47 protein-coding genes are annotated in these 26,043 nt (G+C 69.9%); 41 read left to right on the forward strand and 6 right to left on the reverse strand.

Going from position 1 to position 26,043, the window contains the following annotated elements; all coding sequences use genetic code 11:
• Positions 1-33: 33 nt before the first annotated feature.
• The gene (locus tag GPA10_RS04865; protein WP_343040337.1) at positions 34-579 is read left to right on the forward strand and encodes a DUF6879 family protein; all 546 of its coding nucleotides are present in this window, start codon (positions 34-36) and stop codon (positions 577-579) included.
• A gap of 20 nt (positions 580-599) precedes the next feature.
• Here the strand turns inward: GPA10_RS04865 and GPA10_RS04870 are convergent, their stop codons facing one another.
• Positions 600-1,145, reverse strand: a complete 546-nt coding sequence (locus GPA10_RS04870) for a flavoprotein (RefSeq protein ID WP_157164384.1) — start codon at positions 1,143-1,145, stop codon at positions 600-602.
• Between the two features lie 115 nt (positions 1,146-1,260).
• Here GPA10_RS04870 and GPA10_RS04875 point away from each other — a divergent pair, with 115 nt between their 5' ends.
• A complete protein-coding gene (locus GPA10_RS04875) occupies positions 1,261-1,530 on the forward strand; it encodes a hypothetical protein (protein WP_157164385.1) in 270 nt (89 codons plus the stop codon).
• A 55-nt stretch (positions 1,531-1,585) separates the two neighbouring features.
• On the opposite strand, the gene GPA10_RS04880 is transcribed toward GPA10_RS04875, so the two are convergent.
• Positions 1,586-1,768 (reverse strand): hypothetical protein, encoded by a 183-nt coding sequence (locus GPA10_RS04880; RefSeq protein WP_157164386.1) that lies wholly within the window; start codon positions 1,766-1,768, stop codon positions 1,586-1,588.
• Between the two features lie 159 nt (positions 1,769-1,927).
• Here GPA10_RS04880 and GPA10_RS04885 point away from each other — a divergent pair, with 159 nt between their 5' ends.
• The 4 genes from GPA10_RS04885 (at position 1,928) to GPA10_RS04900 (ending at position 4,362) form a co-directional block, all read left to right on the forward strand.
• A complete protein-coding gene (locus tag GPA10_RS04885; RefSeq protein WP_157164387.1) occupies positions 1,928-3,178 on the forward strand; it encodes a helix-turn-helix transcriptional regulator in 1,251 nt (416 codons plus the stop codon).
• Between the two features lie 91 nt (positions 3,179-3,269).
• Entirely contained in the window at positions 3,270-3,725 is a 456-nt protein-coding gene (locus GPA10_RS04890) for a hypothetical protein (protein ID WP_157164388.1), read from the forward strand.
• A complete protein-coding gene (locus GPA10_RS04895) occupies positions 3,722-3,916 on the forward strand; it encodes a hypothetical protein (RefSeq protein WP_157164389.1) in 195 nt (64 codons plus the stop codon). Before GPA10_RS04890 ends, GPA10_RS04895 begins: the two co-directional genes overlap by 4 nt.
• Complete coding sequence (locus GPA10_RS04900; RefSeq protein ID WP_157164390.1) at positions 3,913-4,362, forward strand: hypothetical protein; 450 nt, start codon at positions 3,913-3,915, stop codon at positions 4,360-4,362. Before GPA10_RS04895 ends, GPA10_RS04900 begins: the two co-directional genes overlap by 4 nt.
• 3 nt (positions 4,363-4,365) lie before the next feature.
• On the opposite strand, the gene GPA10_RS04905 is transcribed toward GPA10_RS04900, so the two are convergent.
• From GPA10_RS04905 to GPA10_RS04915, 3 genes are all read right to left on the reverse strand, one after another.
• Positions 4,366-4,599: a helix-turn-helix domain-containing protein gene (locus GPA10_RS04905; protein ID WP_343040338.1), complete on the reverse strand. Its 234-nt coding sequence runs from the start codon at positions 4,597-4,599 to the stop codon at positions 4,366-4,368.
• Between the two features lie 694 nt (positions 4,600-5,293).
• The gene (locus tag GPA10_RS04910; protein WP_343040339.1) at positions 5,294-6,589 is read right to left on the reverse strand and encodes a tyrosine-type recombinase/integrase; all 1,296 of its coding nucleotides are present in this window, start codon (positions 6,587-6,589) and stop codon (positions 5,294-5,296) included.
• A 445-nt stretch (positions 6,590-7,034) separates the two neighbouring features.
• Positions 7,035-7,412: an XRE family transcriptional regulator gene (locus GPA10_RS04915; protein ID WP_157164391.1), complete on the reverse strand. Its 378-nt coding sequence runs from the start codon at positions 7,410-7,412 to the stop codon at positions 7,035-7,037.
• Positions 7,413-7,975: 563 nt separating this feature from the next.
• Here GPA10_RS04915 and GPA10_RS04920 point away from each other — a divergent pair.
• The 19 genes from GPA10_RS04920 to GPA10_RS05010 all read left to right on the forward strand — a co-directional run bounded on the left by GPA10_RS04920 (position 7,976) and on the right by GPA10_RS05010 (position 17,134).
• Positions 7,976-8,224: a hypothetical protein gene (locus GPA10_RS04920; protein ID WP_157164392.1), complete on the forward strand. Its 249-nt coding sequence runs from the start codon at positions 7,976-7,978 to the stop codon at positions 8,222-8,224.
• Positions 8,225-8,319: 95 nt separating this feature from the next.
• Positions 8,320-8,670 carry a hypothetical protein gene (locus GPA10_RS04925; protein ID WP_157164393.1) on the forward strand — a complete coding sequence of 117 codons (351 nt, stop codon included), beginning with the start codon at positions 8,320-8,322 and terminating at the stop codon, positions 8,668-8,670.
• The gene (locus GPA10_RS04930; RefSeq protein ID WP_157164394.1) at positions 8,667-9,593 is read left to right on the forward strand and encodes a hypothetical protein; all 927 of its coding nucleotides are present in this window, start codon (positions 8,667-8,669) and stop codon (positions 9,591-9,593) included. The genes GPA10_RS04925 and GPA10_RS04930 overlap by 4 nt, the downstream gene beginning before the upstream one ends.
• The gene (locus tag GPA10_RS04935; protein ID WP_157164395.1) at positions 9,593-9,844 is read left to right on the forward strand and encodes a hypothetical protein; all 252 of its coding nucleotides are present in this window, start codon (positions 9,593-9,595) and stop codon (positions 9,842-9,844) included. Before GPA10_RS04930 ends, GPA10_RS04935 begins: the two co-directional genes overlap by 1 nt.
• A complete protein-coding gene (locus tag GPA10_RS04940; protein WP_058847321.1) occupies positions 9,841-10,203 on the forward strand; it encodes a hypothetical protein in 363 nt (120 codons plus the stop codon). The genes GPA10_RS04935 and GPA10_RS04940 overlap by 4 nt, the downstream gene beginning before the upstream one ends.
• Positions 10,200-10,577: a hypothetical protein gene (locus tag GPA10_RS41605; protein ID WP_198351507.1), complete on the forward strand. Its 378-nt coding sequence runs from the start codon at positions 10,200-10,202 to the stop codon at positions 10,575-10,577. Before GPA10_RS04940 ends, GPA10_RS41605 begins: the two co-directional genes overlap by 4 nt.
• Positions 10,574-11,221, forward strand: a complete 648-nt coding sequence (locus GPA10_RS04950; protein ID WP_157164396.1) for a hypothetical protein — start codon at positions 10,574-10,576, stop codon at positions 11,219-11,221. Before GPA10_RS41605 ends, GPA10_RS04950 begins: the two co-directional genes overlap by 4 nt.
• Entirely contained in the window at positions 11,218-11,445 is a 228-nt protein-coding gene (locus tag GPA10_RS04955) for a hypothetical protein (RefSeq protein WP_157164397.1), read from the forward strand. Before GPA10_RS04950 ends, GPA10_RS04955 begins: the two co-directional genes overlap by 4 nt.
• The gene (locus GPA10_RS04960; protein WP_157164398.1) at positions 11,442-12,335 is read left to right on the forward strand and encodes a PD-(D/E)XK nuclease-like domain-containing protein; all 894 of its coding nucleotides are present in this window, start codon (positions 11,442-11,444) and stop codon (positions 12,333-12,335) included. The genes GPA10_RS04955 and GPA10_RS04960 overlap by 4 nt, the downstream gene beginning before the upstream one ends.
• Positions 12,332-13,195 carry a hypothetical protein gene (locus GPA10_RS04965; protein ID WP_343040340.1) on the forward strand — a complete coding sequence of 288 codons (864 nt, stop codon included), beginning with the start codon at positions 12,332-12,334 and terminating at the stop codon, positions 13,193-13,195. Before GPA10_RS04960 ends, GPA10_RS04965 begins: the two co-directional genes overlap by 4 nt.
• The gene (locus GPA10_RS04970; protein WP_343040341.1) at positions 13,192-13,926 is read left to right on the forward strand and encodes a 3'-5' exonuclease; all 735 of its coding nucleotides are present in this window, start codon (positions 13,192-13,194) and stop codon (positions 13,924-13,926) included. Before GPA10_RS04965 ends, GPA10_RS04970 begins: the two co-directional genes overlap by 4 nt.
• A complete protein-coding gene (locus GPA10_RS04975; RefSeq protein ID WP_157164399.1) occupies positions 13,926-14,165 on the forward strand; it encodes a hypothetical protein in 240 nt (79 codons plus the stop codon). The genes GPA10_RS04970 and GPA10_RS04975 overlap by 1 nt, the downstream gene beginning before the upstream one ends.
• Positions 14,162-14,560 carry a restriction endonuclease gene (locus GPA10_RS04980; RefSeq protein WP_157164400.1) on the forward strand — a complete coding sequence of 133 codons (399 nt, stop codon included), beginning with the start codon at positions 14,162-14,164 and terminating at the stop codon, positions 14,558-14,560. Before GPA10_RS04975 ends, GPA10_RS04980 begins: the two co-directional genes overlap by 4 nt.
• Positions 14,557-15,450: a hypothetical protein gene (locus GPA10_RS04985; RefSeq protein ID WP_157164401.1), complete on the forward strand. Its 894-nt coding sequence runs from the start codon at positions 14,557-14,559 to the stop codon at positions 15,448-15,450. The genes GPA10_RS04980 and GPA10_RS04985 overlap by 4 nt, the downstream gene beginning before the upstream one ends.
• Entirely contained in the window at positions 15,447-16,028 is a 582-nt protein-coding gene (locus GPA10_RS04990; protein WP_157164402.1) for a WhiB family transcriptional regulator, read from the forward strand. Before GPA10_RS04985 ends, GPA10_RS04990 begins: the two co-directional genes overlap by 4 nt.
• Entirely contained in the window at positions 16,025-16,264 is a 240-nt protein-coding gene (locus GPA10_RS04995; RefSeq protein WP_157164403.1) for a hypothetical protein, read from the forward strand. Before GPA10_RS04990 ends, GPA10_RS04995 begins: the two co-directional genes overlap by 4 nt.
• The gene (locus GPA10_RS05000) at positions 16,261-16,488 is read left to right on the forward strand and encodes a hypothetical protein (protein ID WP_157164404.1); all 228 of its coding nucleotides are present in this window, start codon (positions 16,261-16,263) and stop codon (positions 16,486-16,488) included. The genes GPA10_RS04995 and GPA10_RS05000 overlap by 4 nt, the downstream gene beginning before the upstream one ends.
• 113 nt (positions 16,489-16,601) lie before the next feature.
• Positions 16,602-16,808 carry a helix-turn-helix domain-containing protein gene (locus tag GPA10_RS05005; protein WP_157164405.1) on the forward strand — a complete coding sequence of 69 codons (207 nt, stop codon included), beginning with the start codon at positions 16,602-16,604 and terminating at the stop codon, positions 16,806-16,808.
• Positions 16,808-17,134, forward strand: coding sequence for a hypothetical protein (locus GPA10_RS05010; RefSeq protein WP_157164406.1), 327 nt, complete (start codon positions 16,808-16,810; stop codon positions 17,132-17,134). The genes GPA10_RS05005 and GPA10_RS05010 overlap by 1 nt, the downstream gene beginning before the upstream one ends.
• Before the next feature lie 62 nt (positions 17,135-17,196).
• Here the strand turns inward: GPA10_RS05010 and GPA10_RS05015 are convergent, their stop codons facing one another.
• A complete protein-coding gene (locus GPA10_RS05015; RefSeq protein ID WP_157164407.1) occupies positions 17,197-17,436 on the reverse strand; it encodes a hypothetical protein in 240 nt (79 codons plus the stop codon).
• Between GPA10_RS05015 and GPA10_RS05020 the strand changes: the two genes are divergently transcribed.
• The 16 genes from GPA10_RS05020 (at position 17,435) to GPA10_RS05095 (ending at position 25,954) form a co-directional block, all read left to right on the forward strand.
• Positions 17,435-18,049: a GIY-YIG nuclease family protein gene (locus tag GPA10_RS05020; protein ID WP_157164408.1), complete on the forward strand. Its 615-nt coding sequence runs from the start codon at positions 17,435-17,437 to the stop codon at positions 18,047-18,049. The genes GPA10_RS05015 and GPA10_RS05020 overlap by 2 nt on opposite strands.
• 25 nt (positions 18,050-18,074) lie before the next feature.
• Positions 18,075-19,043: a hypothetical protein gene (locus GPA10_RS05025; RefSeq protein ID WP_157164409.1), complete on the forward strand. Its 969-nt coding sequence runs from the start codon at positions 18,075-18,077 to the stop codon at positions 19,041-19,043.
• Positions 19,040-19,435 (forward strand): hypothetical protein, encoded by a 396-nt coding sequence (locus tag GPA10_RS05030; RefSeq protein WP_157164410.1) that lies wholly within the window; start codon positions 19,040-19,042, stop codon positions 19,433-19,435. The genes GPA10_RS05025 and GPA10_RS05030 overlap by 4 nt, the downstream gene beginning before the upstream one ends.
• A complete protein-coding gene (locus tag GPA10_RS05035) occupies positions 19,432-20,067 on the forward strand; it encodes a zinc finger domain-containing protein (protein ID WP_157164411.1) in 636 nt (211 codons plus the stop codon). The genes GPA10_RS05030 and GPA10_RS05035 overlap by 4 nt, the downstream gene beginning before the upstream one ends.
• Positions 20,064-20,429 carry a hypothetical protein gene (locus GPA10_RS05040; protein ID WP_157164412.1) on the forward strand — a complete coding sequence of 122 codons (366 nt, stop codon included), beginning with the start codon at positions 20,064-20,066 and terminating at the stop codon, positions 20,427-20,429. Before GPA10_RS05035 ends, GPA10_RS05040 begins: the two co-directional genes overlap by 4 nt.
• A complete protein-coding gene (locus GPA10_RS05045) occupies positions 20,426-20,614 on the forward strand; it encodes a hypothetical protein (RefSeq protein ID WP_157164413.1) in 189 nt (62 codons plus the stop codon). Before GPA10_RS05040 ends, GPA10_RS05045 begins: the two co-directional genes overlap by 4 nt.
• 86 nt (positions 20,615-20,700) lie before the next feature.
• Entirely contained in the window at positions 20,701-21,552 is an 852-nt protein-coding gene (locus GPA10_RS05050; RefSeq protein ID WP_157164414.1) for a hypothetical protein, read from the forward strand.
• The gene (locus GPA10_RS05055) at positions 21,549-22,214 is read left to right on the forward strand and encodes a hypothetical protein (protein ID WP_157164415.1); all 666 of its coding nucleotides are present in this window, start codon (positions 21,549-21,551) and stop codon (positions 22,212-22,214) included. The genes GPA10_RS05050 and GPA10_RS05055 overlap by 4 nt, the downstream gene beginning before the upstream one ends.
• Before the next feature lie 38 nt (positions 22,215-22,252).
• Positions 22,253-22,723 carry a hypothetical protein gene (locus GPA10_RS05060; RefSeq protein ID WP_157164416.1) on the forward strand — a complete coding sequence of 157 codons (471 nt, stop codon included), beginning with the start codon at positions 22,253-22,255 and terminating at the stop codon, positions 22,721-22,723.
• A gap of 76 nt (positions 22,724-22,799) precedes the next feature.
• Positions 22,800-23,855, forward strand: a complete 1,056-nt coding sequence (locus tag GPA10_RS05065) for a hypothetical protein (RefSeq protein WP_157164417.1) — start codon at positions 22,800-22,802, stop codon at positions 23,853-23,855.
• Entirely contained in the window at positions 23,852-24,037 is a 186-nt protein-coding gene (locus GPA10_RS05070; RefSeq protein ID WP_157164418.1) for a hypothetical protein, read from the forward strand. Before GPA10_RS05065 ends, GPA10_RS05070 begins: the two co-directional genes overlap by 4 nt.
• Complete coding sequence (locus GPA10_RS05075) at positions 24,034-24,279, forward strand: hypothetical protein (RefSeq protein ID WP_157164419.1); 246 nt, start codon at positions 24,034-24,036, stop codon at positions 24,277-24,279. Before GPA10_RS05070 ends, GPA10_RS05075 begins: the two co-directional genes overlap by 4 nt.
• Positions 24,276-24,620, forward strand: coding sequence for a hypothetical protein (locus GPA10_RS05080; RefSeq protein WP_157164420.1), 345 nt, complete (start codon positions 24,276-24,278; stop codon positions 24,618-24,620). Before GPA10_RS05075 ends, GPA10_RS05080 begins: the two co-directional genes overlap by 4 nt.
• On the forward strand, positions 24,617-25,021 hold the full coding sequence (locus tag GPA10_RS05085; protein WP_157164421.1) for a hypothetical protein: 405 nt from the start codon (positions 24,617-24,619) through the stop codon (positions 25,019-25,021). Before GPA10_RS05080 ends, GPA10_RS05085 begins: the two co-directional genes overlap by 4 nt.
• A 163-nt stretch (positions 25,022-25,184) precedes the next feature.
• Positions 25,185-25,667 carry a DUF6085 family protein gene (locus GPA10_RS05090; protein ID WP_157164422.1) on the forward strand — a complete coding sequence of 161 codons (483 nt, stop codon included), beginning with the start codon at positions 25,185-25,187 and terminating at the stop codon, positions 25,665-25,667.
• A 2-nt stretch (positions 25,668-25,669) separates the two neighbouring features.
• Positions 25,670-25,954, forward strand: a complete 285-nt coding sequence (locus GPA10_RS05095; protein ID WP_157164423.1) for a hypothetical protein — start codon at positions 25,670-25,672, stop codon at positions 25,952-25,954.
• Positions 25,955-26,043: the final 89 nt, after the last annotated feature.

Consider the following 26,043-nt stretch of genomic DNA (forward strand, 5'->3'; position numbering starts at 1 on the left):
CGAACCGCAGTGATCGGATCGGAGTGGACCGAAGTGAACCGAGTGCCCGAGTTCATCGACAACGCCACGTTCGCCGCCTACTTCGAGGGATTCGAGCACACGGCCTGGCGCCTGGAGACGCGCACGGGCTACGCGTCCGACCGCGTGGGAGCGAAGTTCCACCACTTCCTGGAGACGGGCGGGGTACCGGACGACTCGCACCGCCCCTGGTGCCGCAACGTCCAGGCGCAGACGGCGCGGGGCAAGCGCATCGAGCGCGTACGGATCGTGGACTCCCCGCCGACGAGGGAGCAGTTGTTCCTCCTGGCGAGCGCCGCCGTCAACATCTCCGTGGGCGAGGACATCCGCAACCTGTGGCGCAAGGACGCCGACAAGGCGGGTCTGCCACCGGAGGACTTCTGGCTCTTCGACTCGCGCCGCGCCCTGGTCCTGCACTTCTCCGACGCCGACGAGTACCTCGGCGCCGAACTCGTGGAGGACCCCACGGACGTGGTCCGCCTCTGCCAGATCAGGGACGCGGCCCGCCACTACGCGTTCACGCGCGAGGAGTTCCTCTCTCAGGTACCTTCCGGCACCTGAGCCGCACGGGACCCCGGCTCTCACGGAGCGTCGCCGAGAGCCAGGCGCTCGGCGGCATCGAGGACCAAGTCCCAGGGATACTCTCCGGGACGTCCCTGGCCTGGCTGGTTGGGGGTGAACCCGCCCTCGCCGTACAGCACTTCGACGCCCATGGCGCGCAGCTCCGCCACGCTCCGGTCCAGCCTCGGATGGGCGGCGAACGCCGCGTTGACGCAGGGCATCGCGACCATCGGGATCCTCTTGCCCACCCCCTCGGCAACGACCCCCACGACGAACGACGTGGTCAGTCCCTGCGCCCAAGCGTTAAGGGAGTTGAACGTGATGGGCGCGAAAGCGATCGCGTCAGCCTGCGGCCATGCGTCCTGCTCACCCGGACGCTTGTACCGGGAACGCACGGGATGTCCGGTCAGTGCAGACAGCACGTCGAGGTCGTCGGTGAGCCACTCGGCGGCGCTCGGCGTCAACCCGAGGCACACGTCGAATCCGCGCGCCTGCGCGTCCCCGATCACAGGGGCCAGGTCGAAGACGGGCGGAGCGGCACTGACGAAGAGGTACAGCGTGGCCATGCCGCCCATCCGACCACAGGCGGCACCTGCGGGTGTGGGGCGTCACCATCGGCGTCGTCCTCGTCTCCGGCATGGCCGACCGACCGCCGGCGCACCTGAGAAAGAGAGGCCGCTGATGGACGTGGGGGCACTCGCCGCGACAGGGGTCGCCTTGGTCGTCGGACTGCTGACGTGGACGCAGTCCCGCGCCACGAACCGCAGGTCGGACTTCCAGACGATCACCGACCGGCTCGACCGGGAAGTCACCGAAGAGCGCACACAACGCAAGCTGTTGACGCGCGCCTACCTGGACCTGCACGGATGGGCCCGCCGCGTCGGCCCCGACACCCCCGCCGGGCCCGCGCCCGAACCACCCGCCGAACTCGACCTCACCCCCTGGCGCTGAACACCACGGCGCCGCTCTCCTCCGTGAGGGCGGGGCCGCTTCGTCATGTCCGGGGTCAGGCGGCAATGACGATCTGTGCGGCGCGTTCGGCTGCGATCCATTCGATGAGGAGGTGTTCGTAGCGTGCGCGCTCCTCGTGGGTGAGTCCGACGCGGGGGTCGGTCCAGAGTGCGCGGATGTCCTCGTTCACGGCCGCAGCAGGCCGCACGGGGCCAGGGGGCGGGGAGTTGGGGGACATGGAGCAAGCGTAGAGGGCGCCGCTGACAGGACGCTACGGCGCCATGCAGACCTACCGCCCCGCCGTCAGCCAAGATCCAGGGTGAGAGACGCCTCACATGAAAACGGCCCTGCCCATACCCTGACAGTGACGAGCTGTTCAGAGAGGGGCAAGGCCGCAATGTCTTCAGATGCTACCCCGGACCCGTACGCCGACCCGCTGCGCTTCGGCCAACGCGTACAAATCCTCCGCGAACAGCGCGGGATGACGCGTCCCCAACTGGCCGACTTCGTAGGCGTCTCCCCGCACACCCTGAAGAAGATCGAGAACGGGCAGCAGCAGGCCCCTGGCCTGGACATGGTGCTGCGCATCGCCGAAGCACTGCGAGTGCGCGACCTCGCCGACCTGACAGGCCACCCAGACATGCACGTTCATCTCTTCGTGGGACCCGGGCATCCCCGACTCGCGTCCGTCAAGAACGCGGTCGACTCCTTCGCGCTCTCCGCCACAGTCGAGCCGCCCCCCGTCGCGCACCTCGATGCACGACTGCACGCGGCGTGGACAGCACGACACCAAGCGCCCAACCACCGGGACGCAATCGGCAAGTTGCTGCCGGACCTCATCCGCGACAGCAAGGCACTCGTGCGGCACGCCGACAGCGCCGCCGACCGTCGGGCAGCGCAGGCACTGCTCGCTGAGACGTACAGCCTGTGCCAGTTCTTTGTCGCCTACCAGCCGGACCCGAGTTTGCTGTGGCGAGTCGCCGAGCGCGGCATGACGGCAGCGCAGGAGTCGGAGGACCCGCACTCGATCGGCGTGGCGGCCTGGCTGCTGGCGCAGGCGCACCGCGACAGCGGGCCGCGCCACTTCGAGGCAGCGGACGCCGTCAACCTCGAAGCCGTCCGCTTCCTCGAACCGCTCCTCCCGGATGCCTCGGATGATGTCCTTGCCATCGCGGGTGCTCTTCAGTTCGAGCTCGGGTACACGGCGGCACGCCGGCGGGAGACCGGGACGGCGTGGCGGCACTGGGACAAAGCGAACGACATGGCCGAGCGCTTGCCGCCGAGCTACTACCACCCGGTCACGAGTTTCAGTCGGGCCATCATGGGCGCGCACGCTGTCACTGTCGCGGTGGAACTGCACCAGGGCGGCGAGTCCGTGCGTCAGGCGGCGAAGGCCGACAAGACGGTCATCAAGTCGCGGCCCCGCCGGGCTCGGCACCGGATCGAGGAAGCACGGGGCTTCCAGCTCGATGGGCAGCCGGACGTCGCCATCGCCACGTTGCAGAAGGCGCATGAGGCGGCGCCCGAGACCATCGCGTACAACGGGTACGCGCGCCGGATCATCCTCGAAGAGGTCGAGTCGAAGCAGGCTGTACGGCGTCACCGCGCTTCTGAGCTGGCTGTACGGGTCGGCATCCTGGCTGCATGACGAGGGGACCGGAATCCGGTCCTCCCTCTGTGGAATGCCCCCTTACGGTCGCTGATGTGAGGCAGATCACCGCGACCGTGAGGGTGTCCCGATGAGCGACAGACAACTGATCACCGAATGGCTGGCGCGGACCGACCCCAACCCGGGCATGGTCTATCGGGCGTGGGAGCACAATAGCGTCGCCCTGCTCCCGCTCGGCCGCATCTTCGACGCCGTCCGCGTCCCCTGCGAGCGCATGCACGCCGCCGTGGGCAGCGACGTTCCGCGGACAGTCGCTGCCGCACTCCTCACCTGGCTCGACGGCCCGGTCATCCGGGATCTCCGCAGCAGCATGGGCCCGTACTACGTCCTCATCCCACCGGACGCCCCGTGGGACGGCGCGGAAGAGTGCCTCGGCAACGACACCTACCTCGGCGTCCCTCGCCCCGGGGTGCTGTCGCTGCACGCACACTGGGTCGTCCTCCCTTCCTCTCCTGGTCACCTGTGCGAGCCCGCGCGCCTCGCCGCGCTGCTGGCGACCGCCGAGCCGCTGGCGGTCGAGTCATGAGCGCCACCACGGCGGAGCTGAACGCGACAGCGACGCGGGTCTACGCGACGTACACAGGACACCTGAACTGCTGCCCGCCCTGCCAGCGCACGGACTACTGCCCGACCGGGGCCCGCCTGCGCCGGGCCTGGAGGGACGCCCAGGGCGCCGCCACCCGAGCCCTCCGGGAGCGCACGGGAGACACGCGGTGATCCGCATCGCCCGCGCGGACCTGGACTGGCTGCTCCCGGCCGGCGCCGACCTCGACGTCGTCACCGCCGCCTGGGACAACGGCACCCTCGCCCCGATCCCCGTGGGCCGCCTCTGGGACGCCATCCAGCTACCCAAGCATCTGGGCTGGCCCACCCTGAACTGCTTGCACAGGGCCCGGCACAGCGTCGGCGCCTCACTACAGGGGTCGTCCTACTTCTACGTCCTCGTGCCACCCGGCGGCGCCGCGATCTGGAAGGCACCCGCCACGGTGGCACTCAGCTGGGGCGACAAGCTGGCCGTACCGGACCCCGCGCAACAGGTACCGCTCACGCCGAACGCCCGCACGTGGGTCATCCCGCCCCGCCTGCCCCTCACCCTCTCCAACCCCACCGCCCTGAGAGCCGCGTACCAGGCTGCCCGGCGGGAGGCGCAGCCAGGCATATGAGCGTCAGCGGACGAGGTCGGCCAAGGGGACGTCCAGGACGTGTGCGACGCGGAGCAGGGTCGACAGCGTGACCTCTTCGCCGGCCTCCAAGCGCTGGAGGGTCCAGCGGTTGACGCGGGCGGCCATCCACACGTCGTCCTGGGTCAGGCGGCGGCTGCGGCGGGGCTCGCGGATGGCGGCGCCGATCGCCTTACGGCGGTCATCGATCCAGGCGCCATCGGCGGGCAGGTCTCGCACCCGCCCAAGTCCAAGCTGATCATGACCGAAGGTCTGCCCAATACATCAGGCTTTTTGTGATCAGTCTTCGCACTCAGCCCTGCGGCTCTGGCATATGCCGCAGGGCTAGATGTGCGGTCCAGTAATAGAACACGTGTTCACCCCTTTTGGTGATGACCTTGGGGGCCCGCGGCTGTTGCACATGAGGTAACGCCCGCACCACCTCAGGGCGTGTCGGGTCGTCTCCCAGGGCGCCCCCCTCCAGTGACGGCCCGGCACTCGGGACCGCCCCCGCCCCCGCCTCGCGGGGATGGGGGCGGTCTGTTGTGCTCAGCGGCTCCGCCTGGCGGTTCACCTGCAGGAACACAGAGATCGTTTAGGAGGAATTTAGGGGCCAAGTCCCGATACTGAGGGTGTAGTCAGAGTGCGCGAGGCAGGCGCCAGAGTGCACCACGAGCCTCAACGTAAAGGCCCCGCACCTCAATTGAGCTGGGGATACGAGGCCTGGACGCTGGTCAATCCGGTGGGCGCGGACGGTTTCGAACCGCCGACATCTGCCTTGTAAGAGACCGTAAATCGACTACTGGTTTCGCCGGGACTTGCCGAGACTCGCCCGGTAGCGACTTGACCAGCAAATACGAGAACCGCCGAGATTCGCCGAGACTCGCCGAGGGGGGTTTGTGGCCCCGATGTGGCCTCGCGATGGCCTCGCTGGTCATGAGACCGCCCGCAGGTGCCGCCCCGTGACCAGCGCGGACCGGACCTCCTCAACCAGCTCGGGCCCGGCGTGCTGGTACAGCCACGTCACACGGCCGCCGCGCTCATGCCCCATGATCACCTGAACGTCCTTCTCGGGAACGCCTGCGTCCTTCAGTCGCGTCGCGAACGTGTGCCGAAGGTCGTGCACCCGTGGCCAGTACTCCGTGCGGCCCGTCTCCTCATCCTTCATCAGCCGCGCCAGACCAGCGTCTTTGATGGCGGGAATCCAGTGACGGCGGAAGTTCGGTCGGGTCAAAACTCCGTCCAAGTCCGTCAGTGCGCCGTCCTTGCCCCTGCGCTGGGTACCCGACAGAGGGCCCCGAAAGATGAGCTCCTCCGGATGCATACCGTCTTCGATTGAAGATGTGGTGGCCGCAGGCTTCCACTTGGCCACCATCATTTCCACCGCTTCGACTGCGGCCGGCGTTAGGGGGACCGTCCGAAAGCCCGCTTTCGTTTTCGGTGCAGCCTTCCTTCTGATCTTTCCTCGGTCGTCGATGAGAACTTCCTTTACCTTCACCGTGGCACTGCCGAGGTCTACGTTGCACAGGCGCAAACCGGTGTACTCACCCCACCGCATACCCGTCTCCTCCGCGAAGACCATGAGCGGCCTGTAGTACTCGGTGAGGTGCATTCGGATAAGCGCAGCCTGCTCCCGCGTTGGCGGCATCAGCTCATCAGGGTGCCGCTCCTTGGGGGCCTCGATCTCGACGTCGAGCGTCGGGTTCACCGTGATACGGCGGTCACGTAGGGCCCCGGTCATCATGTGCCTGAACAGCTCCAGCACCTTGCGCTGCGTCTCGCGTCCCGACACCTCGTTCGTGATCCAGTCCTGAACCTGAATCCACGTGATCGAGTTGAGCTTACGGTTGCCCCACTTAGGCTGGATGTGGACGTTCCAGGACGATAGCTTCCGGTTGACGGTAGTCGTCGCCTTCTTCTTCGCGGTAGGCCACCAGATCTCCCACCAGACGTCGACCGTGATCGCGCCGCGTTTGGGGTCTTGATAGGTGCCAGCGTCCAACTGGGCCCGAACCTTGTTGAGGTGAGCTACCGCGTCCTTCTGGCTGTCGAAGGTCGGGCCGCATAGCTTCCCGTCAGGGTCCCTGTAACGCGCCTGCCACTTGCCCTGGCAGTCTCTTCGCGGGGTCCTGTCGCTGTACTTGCCGGGCGGGTACTCCTTGAGGCACAGGGGGCAGCCACACAGCTTGCTGCGCTTTTGGCGCGGGTTCTTCCCAGCGCTACGCGCCACGCTTGATCACCTTCTCGTTCCTTCGCTGCTGTGGAATAGCAGGGAGGAATGCAATCGCCTCCCCACACCAACAGCGTGCACCGAACTCCTCCTGCTCCACGTTGAGTTGGTGAAGTGCACGCCGAATGGCACGAAGAGCTAGGTGCTCATCGAGCTCAGAGGGGATGGTCAGGAGCTGACGCCCCGCGTCCCACGGCTGCGTAAGCGTGGCGACCGGCGCGAACTGGACACGAATACACATAGACTCCCCCGGGTTACATGCGTGGCTGGGGCTGACCAACGGGGGAGGACATCGGTCGTGTGGTTGTGACCGTAGCGCCTACTGAGTGAATATGCGACCACTCTGCGCGAGATCGGTGTTCGGTTTTGCACAGCGGGTGAGCGAGCCTTCAGGCGTAGACCTTGGCAGACCCCAAAGGGTTGCAGCCTTTTTCTTGACGCGCGGTCAGCTCTTGTGGTTGCTATCCCGAAGCGCTCTCGCTTGAATCAGCGTGGTCCGCTGCTGCTCCTCAGTCAACTCACGGAAGTACGCGAGGAGTTGACCCTCTCGGTCGGGGTCGAGAGGCCCCGGGGCCTTGCGGCCGGCGGCGGCGAAGAGTCGCTCTTCGGCGTACCGCGGGAAAGCGGCCGCGAGAGCCCGGATAGCGTCCGCCCGCGGGGTCCGCTTGCCGTGCGCCCACGTATTGACGGCGGAGACGGACATGTCGAGGCCCTGCGCGGCGAGGCGTCGCTGGACCTCGGTGTCACTGACCCCGTAGTCGTTCTTCAGCTCAACGAAGACCTGCGCGAAGGTCTCGGAGGTGGGGGTCTCGTCGGTCTCCACGGGGCAAGACTGCCCGTCCGCTTCTACTTTTCGCAAGTAAAAGTAGAAGCGTGGCGCAAAACGTAGCGGCGCGCGACATCCCCGTCACGCGCCGTCGATGGCGTCATGCGCCAAGAGAATAGAACGCACTTACGAAGCGCGCAGCCCTCGGTCAGACTCGGCGAATCTCGGCGAAACCGTTGACTCGCTGCGACTGCGACTGTAGAAATGTCGCAACGCCTCGACGAGAGGCGCCTCACTTCCCACCATCCGGCGCGAGGTCCCCATGCCGAAACTCAGCCGCAAGGGCGATGGCAAGCCACTCAGAGACGCAATGGAGCGCGCCGGCCTTAGCGGACCCGAGCTCGCCGAGGCCACCAAAGAGGTCGATCCGACCGGTCGGGGCATCAGCTCCGCCACCGTCGGTCGCCTCACCGGGCGCGGTAAGACCGCTCGCACACACTGCGAGTTGGCAACGGCTTGGCTCGTGGCTGAAGCGCTGCACAGGCGGACCAGCGCGCCCCTCCAGGACCTCTTCAGCATGCCCTCACGTTCGACTACGACAGTAGAAAGGTCAAGGTCTGATGCCGAAGAAGAGTGACCGCCGCGTCGCCCTGCCGGCCGGTCTCGTTCCGCTGCTCACGCAGAAGGAGATCGAGACGTACTACGGCGTGTCCGAATGGCAGATCCTCCAGTGGATCAAGGGCGGGATGCCCCAGGAGCCCTTCGCGGGCCGCGGGCGCCGCTTCTCCCTCGCCAAGTGCGAGGCCTGGCACGCCGATAACGACGAGCTCATGGACGACGAGGCCGACGTTCTCGCCGCCTCCGTCTGACTATCCCCTGAAGGCGCCGCAGGGGCCGCCCGACTTCCCGGCCCGGCGAACCCCCACGACTACGGCGCCTCATCACACGAGAAACGAGGTCACCGATGACCACAGAGATTACCGTCCGGCCGCTCGGCGAGTTCGGACTGATCAGCGACAACCACCGCGCCGTCAGGGCGATGCTCGACTTCTCCCCTCTGCCCGCGCCGACGATGATCGCCCGGCCTGACGCCGTGTTCGTCACGGTCGCGGACCTGGACGACCTCGGCGAGTGGCTCCAGGAGCGGGGCGGCACCATCCACATCAGCTCGGCTGGTGACGGCCTGGAGCTGTGGACCCTCCTCACGGCGACGCCGCCGCGGGCCGATGGGTCGTCGGTTCCGGTGCGGGTGTCGGTGCCGGTGCCGATGGGCGAGTCGGTCATGGCATACATCCGTGCGGCGGTGGCGGAATGAGTGCGCCGACGTCGCATGACCCGGTCGCGGTCAACACCCGGGACGGCGTGGCGTGGCTGCGCCGTGCGGTGACGGTGGACGGGCGTGCCCTGTACGCGATGGACGGTGCCGTCATGGGTGCCCCGGAATTCGTGCTGGCAACGCTGGAGGATCTGGCGGAACGGGGGATCACGGGGTCGGCGGATGTGCTGCCGATGCCGGTGGGCCCGGCGCCGCAGACGCTGCGCGAGGCCGACGAACTGGCCGTGTTCCGGGCGCTGGAGCTGGGAGACGTCGACGGCCGGGTATCGGCGTCGTGTGGGAAGCCCGGCCACCCGACATGGTTGCGCAAGGTTGACGACACCCGTGCCTGCCCGTGGTGCGTGATGGATCTCCAGAACGATTCGCTGGTCGCTCGGACGCACCAGTTGGCGCTCTACCAGGAGATGGAGCGCAACTTCTGGGGCAACCAGCGGGTGGACGAGTCCCTGGCGGCGGTCGCGAATCGGCGGATCGCCGAGCTGAATGAGGAGCGCGACAAGCTGCGGGCTCGGGTTGCCGAGCTGGAGGCCGAGAAGCAGCAGGCGTCCGCTCTCGGGGCTGCTGCCGAGGAGCGGCTCGCCGCGCGGATCTTCGGTGACGAGGCCACGGCGGACGAGCTTCCCGAGGTGGAGGTGCGGGCGCAGCGTGCGGCGCTGCTCGCGATGCTGCCGAAGGCCCCGCCTCCGGTGCCGATGCCTGGTCAGGGGCCGGAGCTGCGTGCTGCGTATGGGGTGTGGGAGCGGGTTGCTGGGGTGCTCGGTGTCGAGCTGCCGCAGGGGCCGCCGATGTCGGTGGCCGAGTCGTCGGAGAAGCTGCGGCTGTTGTTCGCCGGGGCCGAGGCCATGGGCATCCCGCTGCCGCCGAGGGGCGATGACTCGCCTGAGGCGGGTGATGGGTCGTGATGCCCGAGTCCCTGCCTTCCGCGATGTGCCTGGCGACGAGCGTGTACGCCGCGCTGTCGGTACCGGTGCTGCTGGTGCCCGATGACCCGCAGTGGCCGTCCGTCCGGGAGCTGATCGAGACCCGGGCCGGGGACCGGCTGCTCGTCGAGGCCGCCCGCGCCCGTGACACCGCCCGGGATGTCCGGGCTCGGGCCGTGCAGGCGGCCGTCCTTCTGCTCCGTCTCTCCGCCCGTAAGGGAGCCGCACGATGAAGCACCGTATCGAGGGCCCGACCCCCCTCACCATCAAGGCCACGGCCACTGGCGCCGAGATCGGCCTCGCCAGCTTCCTCAAGCTCGTGTTCCTGGAGCTTTTCGAGGACGCCGACGGCGACCCGTCGTCGTTCGCCGAGGAGTTCGCCGACATGCACTCGTTGTCGCAGGCTGCGCAGCGTGGTGGCGTCGACTGCCACGCCCGGCACGAGTTCGACGAGCGGCTCGACCAGATGATCGACCGGTACGCGGACGAGGGCACGGTGAAAGTGCCGTCGTGTGGGGTGACGCAGCTCGCGGCTGTGGTGCGGGAGATCGCGGCGCCGCGTCCGGTGCCGGGGCAGCGGGGTGCCGCGTGAAGAAGCCCGTGAAGATCAACGGCCGCCTGACCATCACCCCGCCCATTGGCGCCTTCTGGACTCAGGCGGACTGCGCGGACGAGACCGCGACCATGCGGTCCGAGGTCTGGCCTGCCGTCCGGAAGTTCATCGCCGAAAACTACCCCGGATACGGCCTTGCGTTCACGGCCGACGACATCGCCATCTGCACGCTCTGCGGCTTGGAGTTCGAGGCGCTGACCGCCGACGAGGCGGCCGACGAGGCGACTCGGCAAGACGAGCACAGCGTGGAGGGTGAGCCGGTGTGCTGCTACGCGGCAATCGGCGAATTCCGTGCAGAGCGGGGCATCCCGCCGCTCGTCGAAGAGCAGCGCGGGATCGGTGGTGCCGCGTGAGCGAGACCGTGATGACGCCGGAGGCCGCGCTCGTGCGGTTGCGGCAGTACCAGGAGCGGCTCGCGCCGACGTGGTCGACCGCGTCGTACGGCGGCTCGTCGGCGGAGGTGACGCTGGCGGAGATTGCGCGTGTGCTGGCCGCTGAGGTCGAGACGTTGCGTGCGCGAGTGGAAGAACTGGTGCGGCAGCGGGACGACCTGCTCGTTGAGGACGCGCTCGCCGAGCGGGCCCGTGAGGGCGAAGAGCCGCTGGTCGTGTCCCGTTTCGACACCGCCATCGAGCCCGCGCCCGAGGAGGAGCCGGTCCTGACGATCGGGGCGATCGCCGAGGACGGCCGCCCGGTCGCGCTGCTGCTGGACGTCGAGACCCGCGCGAAGGTCGGCGCCTGGATCACTGTCCCGGCGCCGCGGGCGGCGTCGTCGAGGGAGCGGCGTCTGGAGCAGCTCCTCGACACCATCCGCCAGCACGGCGGGACGTGGACGTCCGGGCGCGTGCAGGGCTTCCGGCGTGTGCCTGGCGGTGCGACGCAGCGCGGCACCGCCCGACGTGATCTCGCTGAGCTGCGCGATCGGGGCCATCTCACCGAGCACGGGCCGCAGGACGGCCGCTACTACACCCTCTCGAGGAAGGACGGCCGCTCATGACCGGGCCCGAGCACTACCGCGAAGCCGAGCGCCTTCTGCGCGACCAGTACCGCACCGACCAGAGCATCGCCGAGGCGCAGGTTCACGCGACGCTCGCCCTCGCCGCCGCCACGGCTATGCAGGCCGCCGTCGACGGGTGCGAGCCCGGCATGGGCTCCGGCGAGTACCACGAGTGGTACCAGGCCGCAGGCGTGAAGCCGCGGCAGGGTGGCGATGCGGGATGACGACGACCGCGCGCGCCGGGGCCACCACGGCCCCGGCCGCCGGGCCGACTCCCACCGTCGAGCCCGGCATCCACGAGATGACCAACGAGGAATACCACTCCCACCGCGGCATCCTCTCCTCCAGCGGCGCCCGCCTGCTCCTGCCCCCGTCCTGCCCCGCCCTGTTCCGGCACGCACAGGACGCCCCGCAGGAGCCGAAGAAGACCTTCGAGCTCGGCTCGGCAGCACACAAGCTGGTCCTCGGCGAAGGCCCCGACCTCGTACGGGTCGACGCGGACAAGTGGACCACCAACGCCGTCAAGGCCGAGGTCACCGCGATCCGGGACGAAGGCGGCATCCCCCTCAAGCCCGCCGAGTACGAGCAGGTCCACGCGATGGCCGACGCGCTGCGCCGCCACCCAGTCGCCGCCGCCCTGTTCGACCCCGCCCGCGGCCGCCCGGAACAGTCCCTGTTCTGGCGGGACCGGCCCACCGGCGTCATGCGCCGAGCCCGCTTCGACTGGCTCCCCGACCCTCGCGCCGGCCGCCTCATCATCCCCGACTACAAGACCTGCCGGTCCGCTGAACCGGGCGCACTCGCACGGGCCGTGGAGACCCTCGGCTACCACCAGCAAGACGACTGGTACCGCGCAGCGGCCCGCGCGCTGGATCTCGCCGACGACAGCGCGGCGTTCGTCTTCGTCTGTCAGGAGAAGACCCCGCCGTACATCGTCACGGTCATCGAGATGGACGCCGAGGCCCGCCGCATCGGCGCGGCCCGCAACCGTCGCGCGCTCGAAGTCTTCGCCGAGTGCACCGCCTCCGGGCACTGGCCCGGCTACAGCGACGAGATCGCCTACCTCTCCCTGCCCACGTGGGCCGCCATCCGTGACACCGAGGAGTACCTGTGAACCAGCCGATCGAACGCATGGCCCCGGCGTCCGCTCCCGCCCGCGTCGGCCAGGGCACGGCAGTCGAGCAGTCCCGCGCCGTCGCCGAGGTCCAGGCCGCGATCGTCGTCGCCCAGCAGTGCCCGCGCGACATCAACGCCGCCATCGCCGAGATGCGCCAGTCCTGCACCCAGCCCTTCCTCGCCGAGCGCGCGTTCTTCCGCTACTCCCGCGGCGGCGGCAACATCACCGGCCCATCCGTCCACCTGGCCCGGGAGCTGGCTCGCTGCTGGGGCAACATCCAGTACGGCCTCGTCGAGATGCGCCGCGACGACGAGTTCGGCCAGTCCGAGATGCAGGCCTTCGCCTGGGACGTCGAGAAGAACTCCCGCAACAGCTCGACGTTCATCGTCCCGCACAAGCGGGACCAGAAGGGCGGCCCGAAGCAGCTCACCGACATGCGGGACATCTACGAGAACAACGCTAACAACGGCGCCCGCCGCGTGCGGGAGGCGATCTTCGCGATCTTGCCGCCGTGGTTCGTCGAGGAAGCCAAGCAGCTCTGCAACAAGACCCTCCAGGACGGCGGCGGCAAGCCGCTCCCGCAGCGGATCGCGGACGCCATCCGCGCCTTCGAGGGTATCGGCGTCACGCAGGACCGCATCGAGACCAAGCTCGGGCGCCCATCCGGGAAGTGGACCGAGCACGACGTCGCCCAGTTGCTGGTGGCGTTCCAGTCGATCAACCGTGGCGAGGTGACGGCGGACGAGGAGTTCCCGCTGCCGCGGGTCACGGTCGACGAGGTCAAGCAGCAGGCGGCGGACAGCGGCAAGGCTGACTGGCCCGCGGCGACGTTGCCTGGAGCGGGGGCGCGCGCGTGAGCCCCTGGTACACCGGCCGCCTGGCCGGTTTCGATCTTGAGACGACGGGTGTCGACGTCGAGAACGACCGCATCGTCACCGCCTGCGTCGTCCAGTGCGGCGGCGGACACGACACCGCGTCCGGCACCTGGCTGGCCGACCCGGGTATCGAGATCCCCGAAGGAGCGGCGAAGGTCCACGGCATCACCACGGAGCGGGCCCGCGCGGAGGGACGCCCGGCGGCCGAGGTCGTCGAACAGGTCACCGCGGCGCTCACCGAGGTCGTCCTCGCCGGGACGCCCGTCGTCGCGATGAACGCCTCCTTCGACCTGACGATCCTCGACCGCGAGGCCCGCCGCCACGGCGTGCAGCCCCTCGTCGACATCGTCGGCGACGACCTCCGCGTAATCGACCCCCGCGTGCTGGACAAGAAGATCGACCGGTACCGGCGCGGCGGACGGAAGCTCGAAGACCTCTGCCGCACCTACCGCGTCCGGCTCGACGGCGCGCACTCGGCGGACGCTGATGCGATCGCCGCGTGCCGGGTCGCCTGGCGCATCGCGCAGAAGGTGTCCGCGATCGGGTGCGCGTCGCTCGATGTCCTGCATGCACAGCAGGTTGAGTGGGCGCGCGAGCAGGGCGAGTCGCTGGCGAGCTACTTCCGGCGGACGCCCGGCAAGGAGCACCAGGCCGCGACGGTGCGCGTCGAGTGGCCGCTGATCCCCGCGCCGCGCGAGGGAGGCGACCGCTGATGCGCCTCCTCAGACTCCGCCGCCCCACCCCGCCCGTCCCGTGCGCTGACCCGCCCGCGCCGCCGAGGCCCGTGCTGCTGCGGGAGGACGCTCTCGTCCGCCAGCTCGCGGACGGCTCGGTGGAGCCCAACATCTGGGCGATCTGCCCGGCCGAGGAGCGGGCCCGGCTCCACGCCCTGCACGCGGACCGCAGCCGCACCTGCTGGACCTGCCGCTGGACCACCCAGGGGGACTCATGACCACGCCCACCAAGCCCCGCAGTAACTACGCGCGCGGCCGAGACCTCGAACACCGCGTCCGCAACCACCTCCGCGAGCAGGGCTACGAAGTCCTCCGTACCGCGGGTTCCAAGTCGAAGGTCGACCTGGTGGCGCTGAAGAGCGGCCAGATGCTGTTCGTCCAGTGCAAGCGGTCCGGTGCCCTGCCCCCGGCGGAGTGGAACGGACTGTGGGACCTCGCGCAGATGGTCGGCGCTGTACCGGTCCTCGCCGAGCAACTGGCGCGCGGCCGTCGGTACTGGAGGCTGACCGCGCGCAAGGACCAGCCCGGTAAGCGGCAGCCGATGGCGGAGCTGAAGCTCGACGAGCTGGCTGGGGTGCAGTGGCCCGAGCGTGAGGCGGTGACCCGCTCATGAGCCCTCGCCCCGTCAACGCCACCGACACGGACATCATCGCCATGCTCCGCGACGGCCACAGCAACACCCGCATCAACCGCGAACTCCACGTCGACAAAGCCCGCGTCAGCCGCATCCGCACCCAACTCGGCCTGCCCCAACACGCTCGCGCCGGGCAAACCCGCAGCCTCGAACAGAAGTGGGCCGACAACACCCGGCCCACAGACGACGGGCACCTGGAATGGACCGGCGAGCACGCCAAGGCCTCCGGCACGCCCATCATGCGCCACAAGCAGGGCTTCTACAGCCCCGCCGCCCTCGCCTTCGAGATCAAGCACGGCCGCGAACCGCAGGGCTACGTCAAGGCCCACTGCGGCCGCGCACACTGCATCGCCCCCGACCACGTCTCCGACGCCGCCGGCCGCCGCCAGACCCGGCTCGAAGAGCGTGCACGGCGCGGCATGACCGAGATCGCCGCCACCTGCCGATACGGACACGACCTCAGCGAGCACGCCAAGTTCGAGCCCGACGGCACCCTCTACTGCGGCCAGTGCAACACCCTCAACAAGCAGGTCCGCCGGGACCCGTCTCTCCCCCGGCGGACACGACCGCGTCCAGCCACGCCGGGCGAGTCCTTCCGGCTCCACACCGAGCCGGTCGACGGCGGTCATCTTCGGTGGACCGGCTACGTCGCGCACGGCGTGCCCACCGTGTGCCACGCAGGCTCCGCCTACTCGGCGTACCGGATCTCTTTCCGTCTGCACCACGGCCGAGAGCCTGTGGGGCGGGCCATGCCGACCTGCGGCAAGGACGGCTGCCTCGCAGGCGATCACCTCGCGGACCGGCCGATGCGGGAGGCGAACCGGCGGGCAGACAAGGCGTACGCGGCGATCTTCGGTGGCGCGTCATGAGCCGCGCCTCCGCCCACGGCACCGAAACCCGCCGCACCGCCGACTGGCGCGACCACGCCGCCTGCCTCACCACCAACCCATCGATCTTCTACAGCGGCGACGAAGCCTCCACCGAAGAAGCCCGCCGGATCTGCACCAGCTGCCCGGTCCGCTCCCAGTGCCTCACCGCCGCCTACACCGAACGTGATCAGTGGGCCATCCGCGGGGGCCGCACCGTCGACGAGCGCAAGAGGGCCCTGCGCGACGCGGGCGGGATCATCGCCCGCGCTGTCGCCGACGCCCTCCAGGACACCGTCCACCTGCTCACCCACATCTACCAGCAGCACACCGTCACCGATGACGGCCACCTGATCTGGACCGATCCCCGCGTCTACGTCACGGTCCGCGGCACCGCGTACACCGTGAACCGGATCGGCTTCGTGGGCGCTCACGGTCGGATGCCCGTAGGGCACGTGACCCGCGTGTGCGACCGCGGCGGGTGCGTCGCCGCTGACTGCCTGGAAGACAGCCCTCTGCGGGAGGCCAGTAGGCGGCGCCGGGTCTACGAGCAGTGGCACGGCCTGGTGGATGCCGGATGAGCGGCTCCCGGCGCCGCCGCGCCCCGCCCGAGCGGGAGTACGTGCCCGGGGCACTCCTGGACTGGAACGACTCCGGCCACTGGGACTACGAGCGCGCCGAGCCCTGCCGCTACTGCAAGGTCCCCACCCAGCTCCGTGACTCCAAGGGCAGCCACGCGCACAAGACGTGTGCAGAAGAGGCCCTTGCTCAGCAGGCCGCTGAGGCGGCCGACGCCTACCAGAACGGACAGCCATGACCCACCACCCCGCCCGCCGCCGGGCCGCCGCCGCGGCCCTGGCCACCGTCCTCTCCCTCGGCCTGCTGGCCGCGTGCGGCGACGAGCCGGACGACGACTGCGACACCGACGCGCTCGCGCTGGTCGCGGTCGACAAGCCGTGGCCGGCGCCCGCGAAGCAGGCCAAGCCGAAGCCCAAGCCCAAGCCGAAGGCTCCGCGAGTCGACGTCGACGACTGCGACTGACCGCCCCAGACCGGCGGCCGCGCCCGCACCCGTCGCGGCCGCCACCCGGGCCCGCCCGCACCTCCCCCCGGCGGACGGGCCCGGGACCCCAAACCAACAGGAAGGCACAGCACATGACCACCACCCGGCGCCCTCGCCTGAAGGGCACCGACCGCGAGGAGACCGCCCGCCGCGCTGCCGAGCTGTACGGGCAAGGCTGCACGATCGCGTCCGTCGCCCGGCAGCTCGACCGCTCGTACTTCCTTGCGCGCACGCTGCTGCTGGAGGCCGGGGTCACACTCCGGGCCCGCGGCGGACATACCCGGAAGGCGGCCGCCTAATGGGGATGTACCACACCGTGGCCCTCGCCTACGGCTTCGAGATCCCCACCAGTACCGACCTGGACGAGATCGACCGGGCCACCGCAGGCCAGGACCACCACCCCGACGGCGTCGGCTACATCATCGTCGGCGACTTCGAGAAGACCCTCCTCGTCACCCGCTACACGCGCGCCACCGAGAACGCCGTGGTCCGCCTCGCACCTGAAGCCCTTGCCGCGCCTGCCGAGCTGGCCGGGTGGGAGGCCGCTCTCCACACGGTGGCTGTCCGGCTCGGCTTCACGGGCCATCCGGCTCCTGCCTGGTTGTTGATCCACAACTACCGCTGAGCAGAGCACGAAGCCCCGCACCGTGCTGGCGCGGGGCCCGGGACAGAGAGGAGAGACCGGTGTCAGGACTCGGCGATCCTGCGCGCGGCGTTGTAATCGCGCTGGAGCTTGGGGTCCGGGGCGATCTTCGCAACCCACTCGCGCGTGAAACCGGTGAGCTTCGCCATGTGCGATGGGCCTTTGCCCTCGGCGCGCCCCTGGACCAGGAGTTGCCGCAGTTCAGCGTCCGCTTCGTTGAAGGCCTTCTCGGCCCGAGCGCGCTTTCTGGCTGCGTCCTGAATCTCCATGTCGAGCGTATCCATGCTGCTCATCGTGGCACAGCTTGTCACGATCGCGCTACGCGACCGCGATACGGGATCGCGAACCGCGATCGCGAACGGTATTCTCACTCGTATGTCCTTGCACACCACGCACTTCCCTCTGAGGAAGCTCGACCGCGACGCGCCTGTGAAGTACTTCCTGGAGCCCGAGACCACGCACCCCGAGTGGGTCAAATCCTGCAAGTACTTCTACGTCTACCGCTTCTACAGCAGCGACCGGCGCCCCCTCTACATCGGGATCACAAGCGGCGCTCCAACCCGATGGGATGCGCACCGGAAGCGCTCTGCATGGTGGCCGGAAGTCGAGTACGTAGCCGTCTCCTTCTACCCCTCGTACAGCGCGATTCAGGTGGCGGAGAAGGCGGCTATCCGCAGCGAGAAGCCGCAGTGCAACCGGCAATTCGTACGCGGGCCCGCCCACCTTTCGCTTCACCTGCATGGCCAGGCCGAAGAGGCAGCAGCACTGCTCTTCCGCGACGCAGACGCGAGCTTCATCAGCGAGCTGGCCCACCTGCTGACGAAGCCGGAGCGCTTCCCCCAGCCGGAGCCACCTCCGGCCGCCCGGCTCGCTGACGACGCGGCCAGCACAGCCTGATCACTACGCACGAGAGAAGCGCTACATGCCCTGGTTCGCACTCGACGACGGGTTCGACACACACCCCAAGGTGCGCAAGGCAGGCAACGCCGCCATCGGCCTATTCGTCCGGCTCGGCGTCCACGCCACCAAGCACCTCACCGAGGGCCACCTCGACGGCGTCATCGTGCGCGACTACGGCACCCCCGCCACCGTCCGCAAGCTCATCGCGGTCGGCATGCTCCACGAGCACGGCCACGCTTGCCCGCGCTGCCCGCAGCCCGTCGAGGACGGCTTCGTGATCCACGACTACCTCGACTACAACAAGTCCCGGGCGCAGATCGAAGCGGCTCGCGAGGCGGCTCGGAAGCGTCAGAACAGGGGGCGGGAGAGCGCCCGTCGGAACCGAGAAGCGCGCGATTCTGCTGCGAATCTCGACGGAAACTCGCGCGAAAATGACGCGAGTTTCGCTCCAAACTCGCGCGAAAATGCACCCCGGTTTGAGGACAGCCCCGCAGGTCACGAAGGTGTGTCACGGCGTGACACCCACGAGGGTGCAACGGGTGTCCCCTCCCCTCCCCTCCCCTCCCAGAACTACGGGGTGGCTGATGTAGGTGGGGATAGTGCGGGTAGTGGGGCGCACGCACCCCGGCCTGACGGCCCCTCCGCAGACCTCGCACCCATCGACGCCGACGGCTTCACCCTCACCGACGCCATGCGCCGTTGGGCCCTCCAGACCTTCGGCCCCACCGTGGACATCGACCACTCCACCGCCCAGTTCGTCAGCCACTACCGATCCACCGGCGCCCGCCGCCGCTCCTGGCCCGACGCCTGGCAGAAGTGGATACGCGACGACGCCAAGCGCGCGGCCGAGCGCGCCAACCGCCCGCAGCAAGGCGCCTTCCTCGTCCCCCTCCCCGGCGGCGGCCAGAACCCGCCACCCGCACGCCGCTCCACCACCGACGAACGCGTAGCCGGATGGCTCGCCCTCGCCTCAGGAGACGACACCCCATGACCACCACCCCGGCACCCAGCGAGTTCCTCTACGAACTCTGGGACGCCAACTGGGACGACGGCCCTCTCGGCAACTACCAGGTACTCGCACACCCGATCACGAAGAAGACCGCCCGGCGGATCTACTTCACGTACTCCACCGGCATCCGCCGCCCCGCGTACGTCGACCGACAGCGGATCGAAACCGACGGCGTGATCTACCACGGACGCACGCTACGGCGCCTACACCTCGCCCCGCCCGAGCTCCCCGAACTCCTCGACCGCCCCAGGCAGCCCACGCTGCCGGAGCTCAGGAAGGCCATGGCCGACGCCCACCCGGACCGGGGCGGCACCGACGAGGCATTCATCGCCGCCCGCCGGCGGTACGAGCGTGCCAAGGAGGCCGCCCGGTGACCCCCGACGAAGCCGCCCGCCTCCTCGCCACCGCAGCCGCCTTCGACAACCGCACCCCCAGCAAGATCGCAAAACATGCGTGGGCCTCAGCCCTCCACGACCTCCCCCTCGACAACGACACCATCGACGCCGTCGCCCGCTACTACTCCGCCCCCGCCGCCCCCGGCGAGACCGGACGACGGTGGATCGAACCCCACCACGTCCGCACCCACCGCACCGCCATCCGCAACGAACGCCTCGGCACCACCATCCCGGCCTACAAACCGCCCACCGAGCCCGAGACCGGCCGCGACTTCACCACTCGCCGACGAGCACAGCTCACCGCCATCGCCGACGGCCGCGAACAGCCCGTCCCCGTCACCGCACTCAACGGCGGACCCCACCCCCGCGTCGCCCGCGCCCTCGAAGGAGTCGGCGACATGCCAGCCGACGACCAGCCCTACATGCCCGCCGACTTCCGCGAGTCCATCGGCATGGCCGCCACGCCGCCCGAACTCCGCATTTCGTGCCCCAAGGACGGCTGCCGCGCCCTCGCCCGCCAGCCGTGCAAGACACCCCGTGGTCACCGCCGCGCGACCCCACACCAGGCCCGCACCGACGCCGCCCGAGGAACCGACAGGAGCGCCTCATGAGCCCCATCCGCCCCGAAAACCGCGACCGCTACCCCGCCGACTGGCCCGACATCAGCCTCCGCATCCGCACCCACCGCGCCGCCGGCCGCTGCGAATGCCACGGCGAATGCGGACGCGGCACCCACACAGGCCGCTGCCCCAACCTCAACGGCGGCACCGCCTACGGCACCGGATCCCGCGTCGTCCTCACCGTCGCCCACCTCGACCACACCCCCGAGAACTGCGACCCCAGCAACCTGCGCGCCATGTGCAACGGCTGCCACCTCCACTACGACCGCCACCACCACGCCGAGACCCGCGCCCGCACCCGGCGCGCCGCCCTCGAAGCCGCAGGACAGCTCTCCCTGGGAGGCACCCCATGATCCGCGTCGACCTCCCCGACATCCCCACCACCGACCGCCTCATCGAAGCCCTCCACGTCGCCGCCGGAACCCACCCCCACACCCCCCAGGCCACCGAGTGGAGACGCCTCGCCCACGACCTGGAGACCGCCCTCGACGCCCTCGGACCCGCACCACCCGCCCAGGTCCACCAGACAGCCGCCTGACGCGGCCAACCGAACGCCGCACCATCCCCCCGACCGCTCATCCGGATATCGGGCAGACCGCGCACAAACCAACCCAAAGGAGCAACATGTACCCGGCCCTCTTCACCACCCCCGGCGTCCGCCAGTTCGCCGAGGAGATCGACGCCGAACGCCAGCGGCAGCTGACCAAGTTCGGCGAGCAGCACCACCCCGACATCGAACCGCGGGACATCCCGGTCGTCACACACCACTACTACGCCAGCCGCGCCGACATCTGGAAGCAGGTCAACGCCGAGCGGGCCACGCCGAGCACGGGCGGCCGGTGCGCGGCCTGCCCGGGTAGCGCGAGCGGGCCGCACACCCACACGGCGTGGGACGGGGTCCTCCTGGAAGAGGTCTACGAGGCGCTCGCCGAGTCCGAACCCGCCAAGCTGCGCGCCGAGCTCGTCCAGGTCGCCGCCGTGTGTGCCGCGTGGATCGCCGACATCGACAGCCGCACAGCCGCCGAGGAGCAGCCCGCCGCCGGCCAAGTCTCCGCCCCGCTCCCGCCCGAGCTGGTCTCCGCGATCCTCCGCGACCCCGACAGCCCGTACTACCCGTCCCAGATCACCGTGGTCTGCGACCACTGCGGCGCCGAGGACACGAGCGACTACATGGTCCGCGAGGACATGACCCCCACGGAGCGCCTCGGCGTCGCCCGCAAGCACCTCGTCACCAAGGGCTGGGAGCACGACGCCAAGGTCGGGGACGACTTCTGCCCGGTGCACGCCTCGACGAGCGCGGCTGAGTGCGCGGCGTGCCGCACGGCGTTCGATCCGGCGGACTCCCGGCACGACGGCCGGGCCCGGTACGGCCTGACCGACCACTGCCGCCGCTGCGTCGACCGCTGCCATGAGGGCGGCGCGGAACACGTGTGCTTGATCTGCGACCCGGCACGCTACGGAGGCCAGGGATCATGACTATCCCCAGGGACGACCTCACTGGGCGCACCTTCGGCTCCTGGGCGGTCCTGGAGTTCTCGCACCGAGCGGCCAACAGAGCGGCCCTCTGGTCCTGTCGCTGCGCCTGCGGCGCCGAGAAGGCAGTCCGCGGCACCGACCTCACCCGCGGGAGGAGCACACGCTGCCCCGACTGCGTCAAGGTCGCGACTGGCGCCCATGGCCGGAAGCTGTACAAGGTCTGGCACAACATCCGCCAGCGGTGTGAGAACCCGGAGCATCGTGACTGGAGCCGCTACGGCGGCCGCGGCATACGGGTCTGCGAGCGGTGGCAGCAGTTCGTGAACTTCCACGCGGACATGGCGCCCGCGTACCGGGCCGGTCTCACGGTCGAACGGACCGACAACGACGGCCCGTACTCCCCGGACAACTGCCGCTGGGCGACGCGCACAGAGCAGAGCCGCAACAGGCGCAACAGCCAGTTCGCAACCCTCTACGGCCGCACGGCGCCCGTCGCTGAATGGGCCGAGCTGCTCGGCTTGGAGGCGGGAGTGATCCGCGACCGGCTGAACAAGCTGGGCTGGCCTGTTGAGCGGGCTCTGACCACTGGCGCCAACCCGAACGTGCTGGCCTGCCTCGCCAAGTCGACCGACGCCGGCCACCGCTGCCCGGTCTGTGCGTGACCGCGGCCACCGACCCGACACCACGAAGGAGCACCACCGTGTCCGACCGCCCGTATACCGACGCCGACCTCCGCGCCGAAGCCGCCCGCCAGCACGCCACGCTCACCGACGACCCCGACTTCATGGGCGTTGGCGAGCAGATGGAGGACGCCTGGGTGCCCTCCGTCGAGACGACCGAGGACGGCAGCGCCCGCACCTGGAAGGACCTCCTCGTCACCCCGGACGAGACCGGCGACGACGAGGACTACACCGCGTTCGACGAGGCACGGCGGAAGATCCTCGCGCCGATCGAGGGCGCGGCGGACGTGTCCGAGTGGGCCGTCAACCTCGGCGCCGACGGCCTGGAACCCGCCGGGCACACCATTCAGCTCGGCGCGAAGGGCCCCGCCGTCGAGGACACGGACCAGCCGTTCGTGCGGCTGCACTTCGCCTTCCACCCCGACGCGACCGCCGCCGAGCGAGACCGCTTCGTCATGGAGCTGAGCAAGGTCGTGCTTCGCAACCTCTGACCCGCAGGACGGCCGCCCGCAGGGAGCGCGGGCGGCCGTCACCACCCAGCACACCACACCAGCCCTGGAGAAGCCCATGTCTGCTCACGCAACGTCTGACAGTGTCCGTGACGATCTGCTGCACGCGATCGACTTCAACCTCTGCATCGGCCCGCTCGGGTACGAGTCGCCGGAGGCGCTGCTCGCCGCCTACGACGCGTCCCGGGCCGCCGCGCCGCCCGAGCCCGCGGTGTCCGACGCGGCGCGCCGCACCCGGTACGGCAGGGCCATCGTCGACGGCGGCGGTTGCACCGACCTGCCTGCCGTCACCACGGCCGTGATAGCGGTGGCCGACGCCGAGCAGGCCGACCGCCCCACCTGGCCAGCCGCTCTCCGTGAGGCGGCCCGCCTCGTCGGCGAGTACACCGGCAACACGTCCGACGCCTCGGCCCGGATGCTCGGCCGCCTCGCCGACGGCACGCCCCGCCCGAACGACCCGACGCCCGTGAACCCGGCGGCGCCCGCCGACTGGGACCTCCGCGACCGCATCACCCGCGCGCTCGACGAGTGCCGCTCGCTGATCCCGACCGCGCAGGCCGACGCGGTGCTGGCCGTCCTCCCCGCACCCGCCGACCGGGCCGCCGATACGCCGCCCCCTGCGCTCACCGAGGAGGGTCGCCTGCGGGCGCGGGTCCAGGTACTCGAAGAGGACGCCGAACGCGATCAGGGCCTGGCCAAGGTCGGGGCGCGGTGCATGCGCGAGGGGCACCAAGGGCTGATCGAGACGGGGCGTGCCGTCGTTGAGGGCCACCGCTTCGCCCTGTCCGTGAGGCTCGGGCTCGGGACCGACGCCTCGTGGGATTCGATCTACGAGCAGGTCGCGGAGCTGCGCCGCATGGCCGACGAGGCGCAGCAGACCCAGCCTGCCGTCGGCACCGTCGAGGCGGACCCGGCGCGCATCGACCGACTGCGCCCCGAGTTCACCGAGCACTCCAGCGTGGAGGCGATCGATACCCAGCTTCGCCGGGCCCGCTCGCAGGAACGCCGCTGGCATATCCGGACTGAGTGGCTTATCAGCCTGCGACAGGCCCGGATCGCTCAGAAGGAGAACGGCGAGTGGCCCGCCGCGCAGCAGAACGGCGCCCGGCCATGACCGCCCGCCGGTGCGTGCGCGGGCACTTCATCCCCACCACCGCCCCCACCAACGCCTGCCGCTGCGTGCTCATACCGGGCTACCTCCGCCGCCACCACTTCAGCGGCGACACGGCAGGGCAAGGGCGCGGCATCTACGAGAAGGGCGTCGTCACGACTTGGGCCCACAGGAGCTACCTGTGATCGAAGCCCTCGATGTCCTTTTCGCCGCATTCATCTGGTGGCTGATCGCGGCCGCCGTCGTACTCACCATCGCTCTCTACGCCCTCGCCGCCGTCGTCGCGTGCGCCTGGCATGCCGTCACGCGGCGCCACACGGGCCCCTCCTGGGCCCGCGGACCCCTCCATGCCCGAATCCTCGCCCGACGCCTCACACGGCCCGCACACGGCCACACAGCCAACATCACACCCCGGGAGACCTCGTGACGCCCACCGACGAACTCCGCACCGCCGCCGCGACACTCCGCAGCAACGCCGAAGCCGCTCACCGCGCCTCCCCTGGCCCATGGACGATCACGGAGGAGCGAGTCATCCGCTGCGCCGACGGCATGATCGTCGCCGATCGGAGCAGTACCGAGCACCCCGCCGAGCACGCAGATCTGCCCTTCATCGCCGCGATGGACCCCACCGTCGGCCTCGCCCTCGCCGACTGGCTGGAGGAAGCAGCGCGCCAGGAGGCCTACACCCGCGCCGAGTTCGGCCACCGCGGCGGCGCCGGTGTCCACGCACTCGCCATCGCCCGCGCGATCAACGGGAGCCAGCCATGACCCCCAGCCGCGCCGCCCTCGCCTACTACACCGGCGCCTGCGCCCTCCTCGCCACCACCGCGACCATCTACCTCACCCCCTACTGGCCCGCCGCCGCCATCCCCCTCTACGCAGCCGGAGTCTGCCTCTGGTGCGGCTACCGCGAAACCGCCCTCGCCCGCCACGCCCGCGTCGACGCCCAACGCGCCGAGCTGGCGGCCCGGCCGGCGCCGTGCTGCCTGCTCTGGCAGATGTCCGACGGCGGCGACCACGGCGCCGACTGCACCCTCGGACCCGGCCTCGTCGCAGAAATCCACCAAGGCTGGACCGAGATCAACAGCGCCTGCTGCCTGACCTCGTGGCAGACCCGCGGCACCACCCACGACACGGCGCACTGCACCAGAACGGACCAGACCGCATGACCGGCCCGTCGTCCGCGCCCCGGGGCGAGCACACCCCACACACCGGGGCCACCTGGGAGCAGCAACTGGCCCGCGTCGAGTAGCTCGTCGACGACGACGCCCCCACACCCCGCCCGAACCGCGCAACTCGGCGCGCCCTCGCGCGCGCAGCACGGAGGAAGAAGTGACCGAACAACCCGCATCCACCGCACCCCTCGCCGCAGGCCTGCCCCACGTCCAAGGCCGCTGCCCTGCCTGCGGCGCCGCTGGACTGTTCCTCGGCAACGGCGGGTACATCACCTGCTCCGTCATCGACTGTCCGCAGCCAGACGCGGCCACGGAAGTCCTCGCCGACTTCTGGGAAGCACGCCAGCATGGCGCGTTCACGTTCTGCCCGCAGAGCGTCGGGCACGTGACGATGGCCGCGTTCGCCAAGAAGATCACCGAGAAGGTGACCGCAGTCGCGCAGCGAGCGGAAGCCGTGCGCTATGCCAACGAGCAGAAGCAGCGCGCCGAGCGGGCCGGGGCTGCCGTCGAGCGCGGGCGCGCCTACGCCCACGAACTCCGCCACAAGGACGCCATGGGTCTCCTCGCCGCCCTCGACACGGCGCCTGGCCCGGCATCGAGCCGAGCGACCGAGCCCACCACCCAGCACAAGGAGCCGTGACCATGGACCGCAACCAGCGCCGCGCCCGAGCGATCGGCATGCGGAAGACCAACCCCCTCCCTCACCTCCGTACCACCCCCGCATCACCCGGGACCGTCTACTTCATCGAGTCCCGCCCTCACCCCCACGCCCCCTGGGAGCGCGCCAGCAGCAGTACGGCCACGTGGGAGGAGAAGCCCGAGGCACTCCGGCGGCTCACCGCCCGCCGTGAGACGCAGCCGTCTTGGGAGCACCGGCTGATGGAACGGATCACCACCGTCACCGAACAGCCCGCCGCGGAGAAGTGACCGCGAAGTTCTGCGAACAGGCATGACCGAGGTATTGACCCCATACGTCCCCGGGCGCAGCCTGTACCCCCCATGCAACGGGGAGGCGC

Origin of the sequence: Streptomyces typhae, assembly GCF_009755605.1 — a bacterium.
Lineage (GTDB): Bacteria > Actinomycetota > Actinomycetes > Streptomycetales > Streptomycetaceae > Streptomyces > Streptomyces typhae.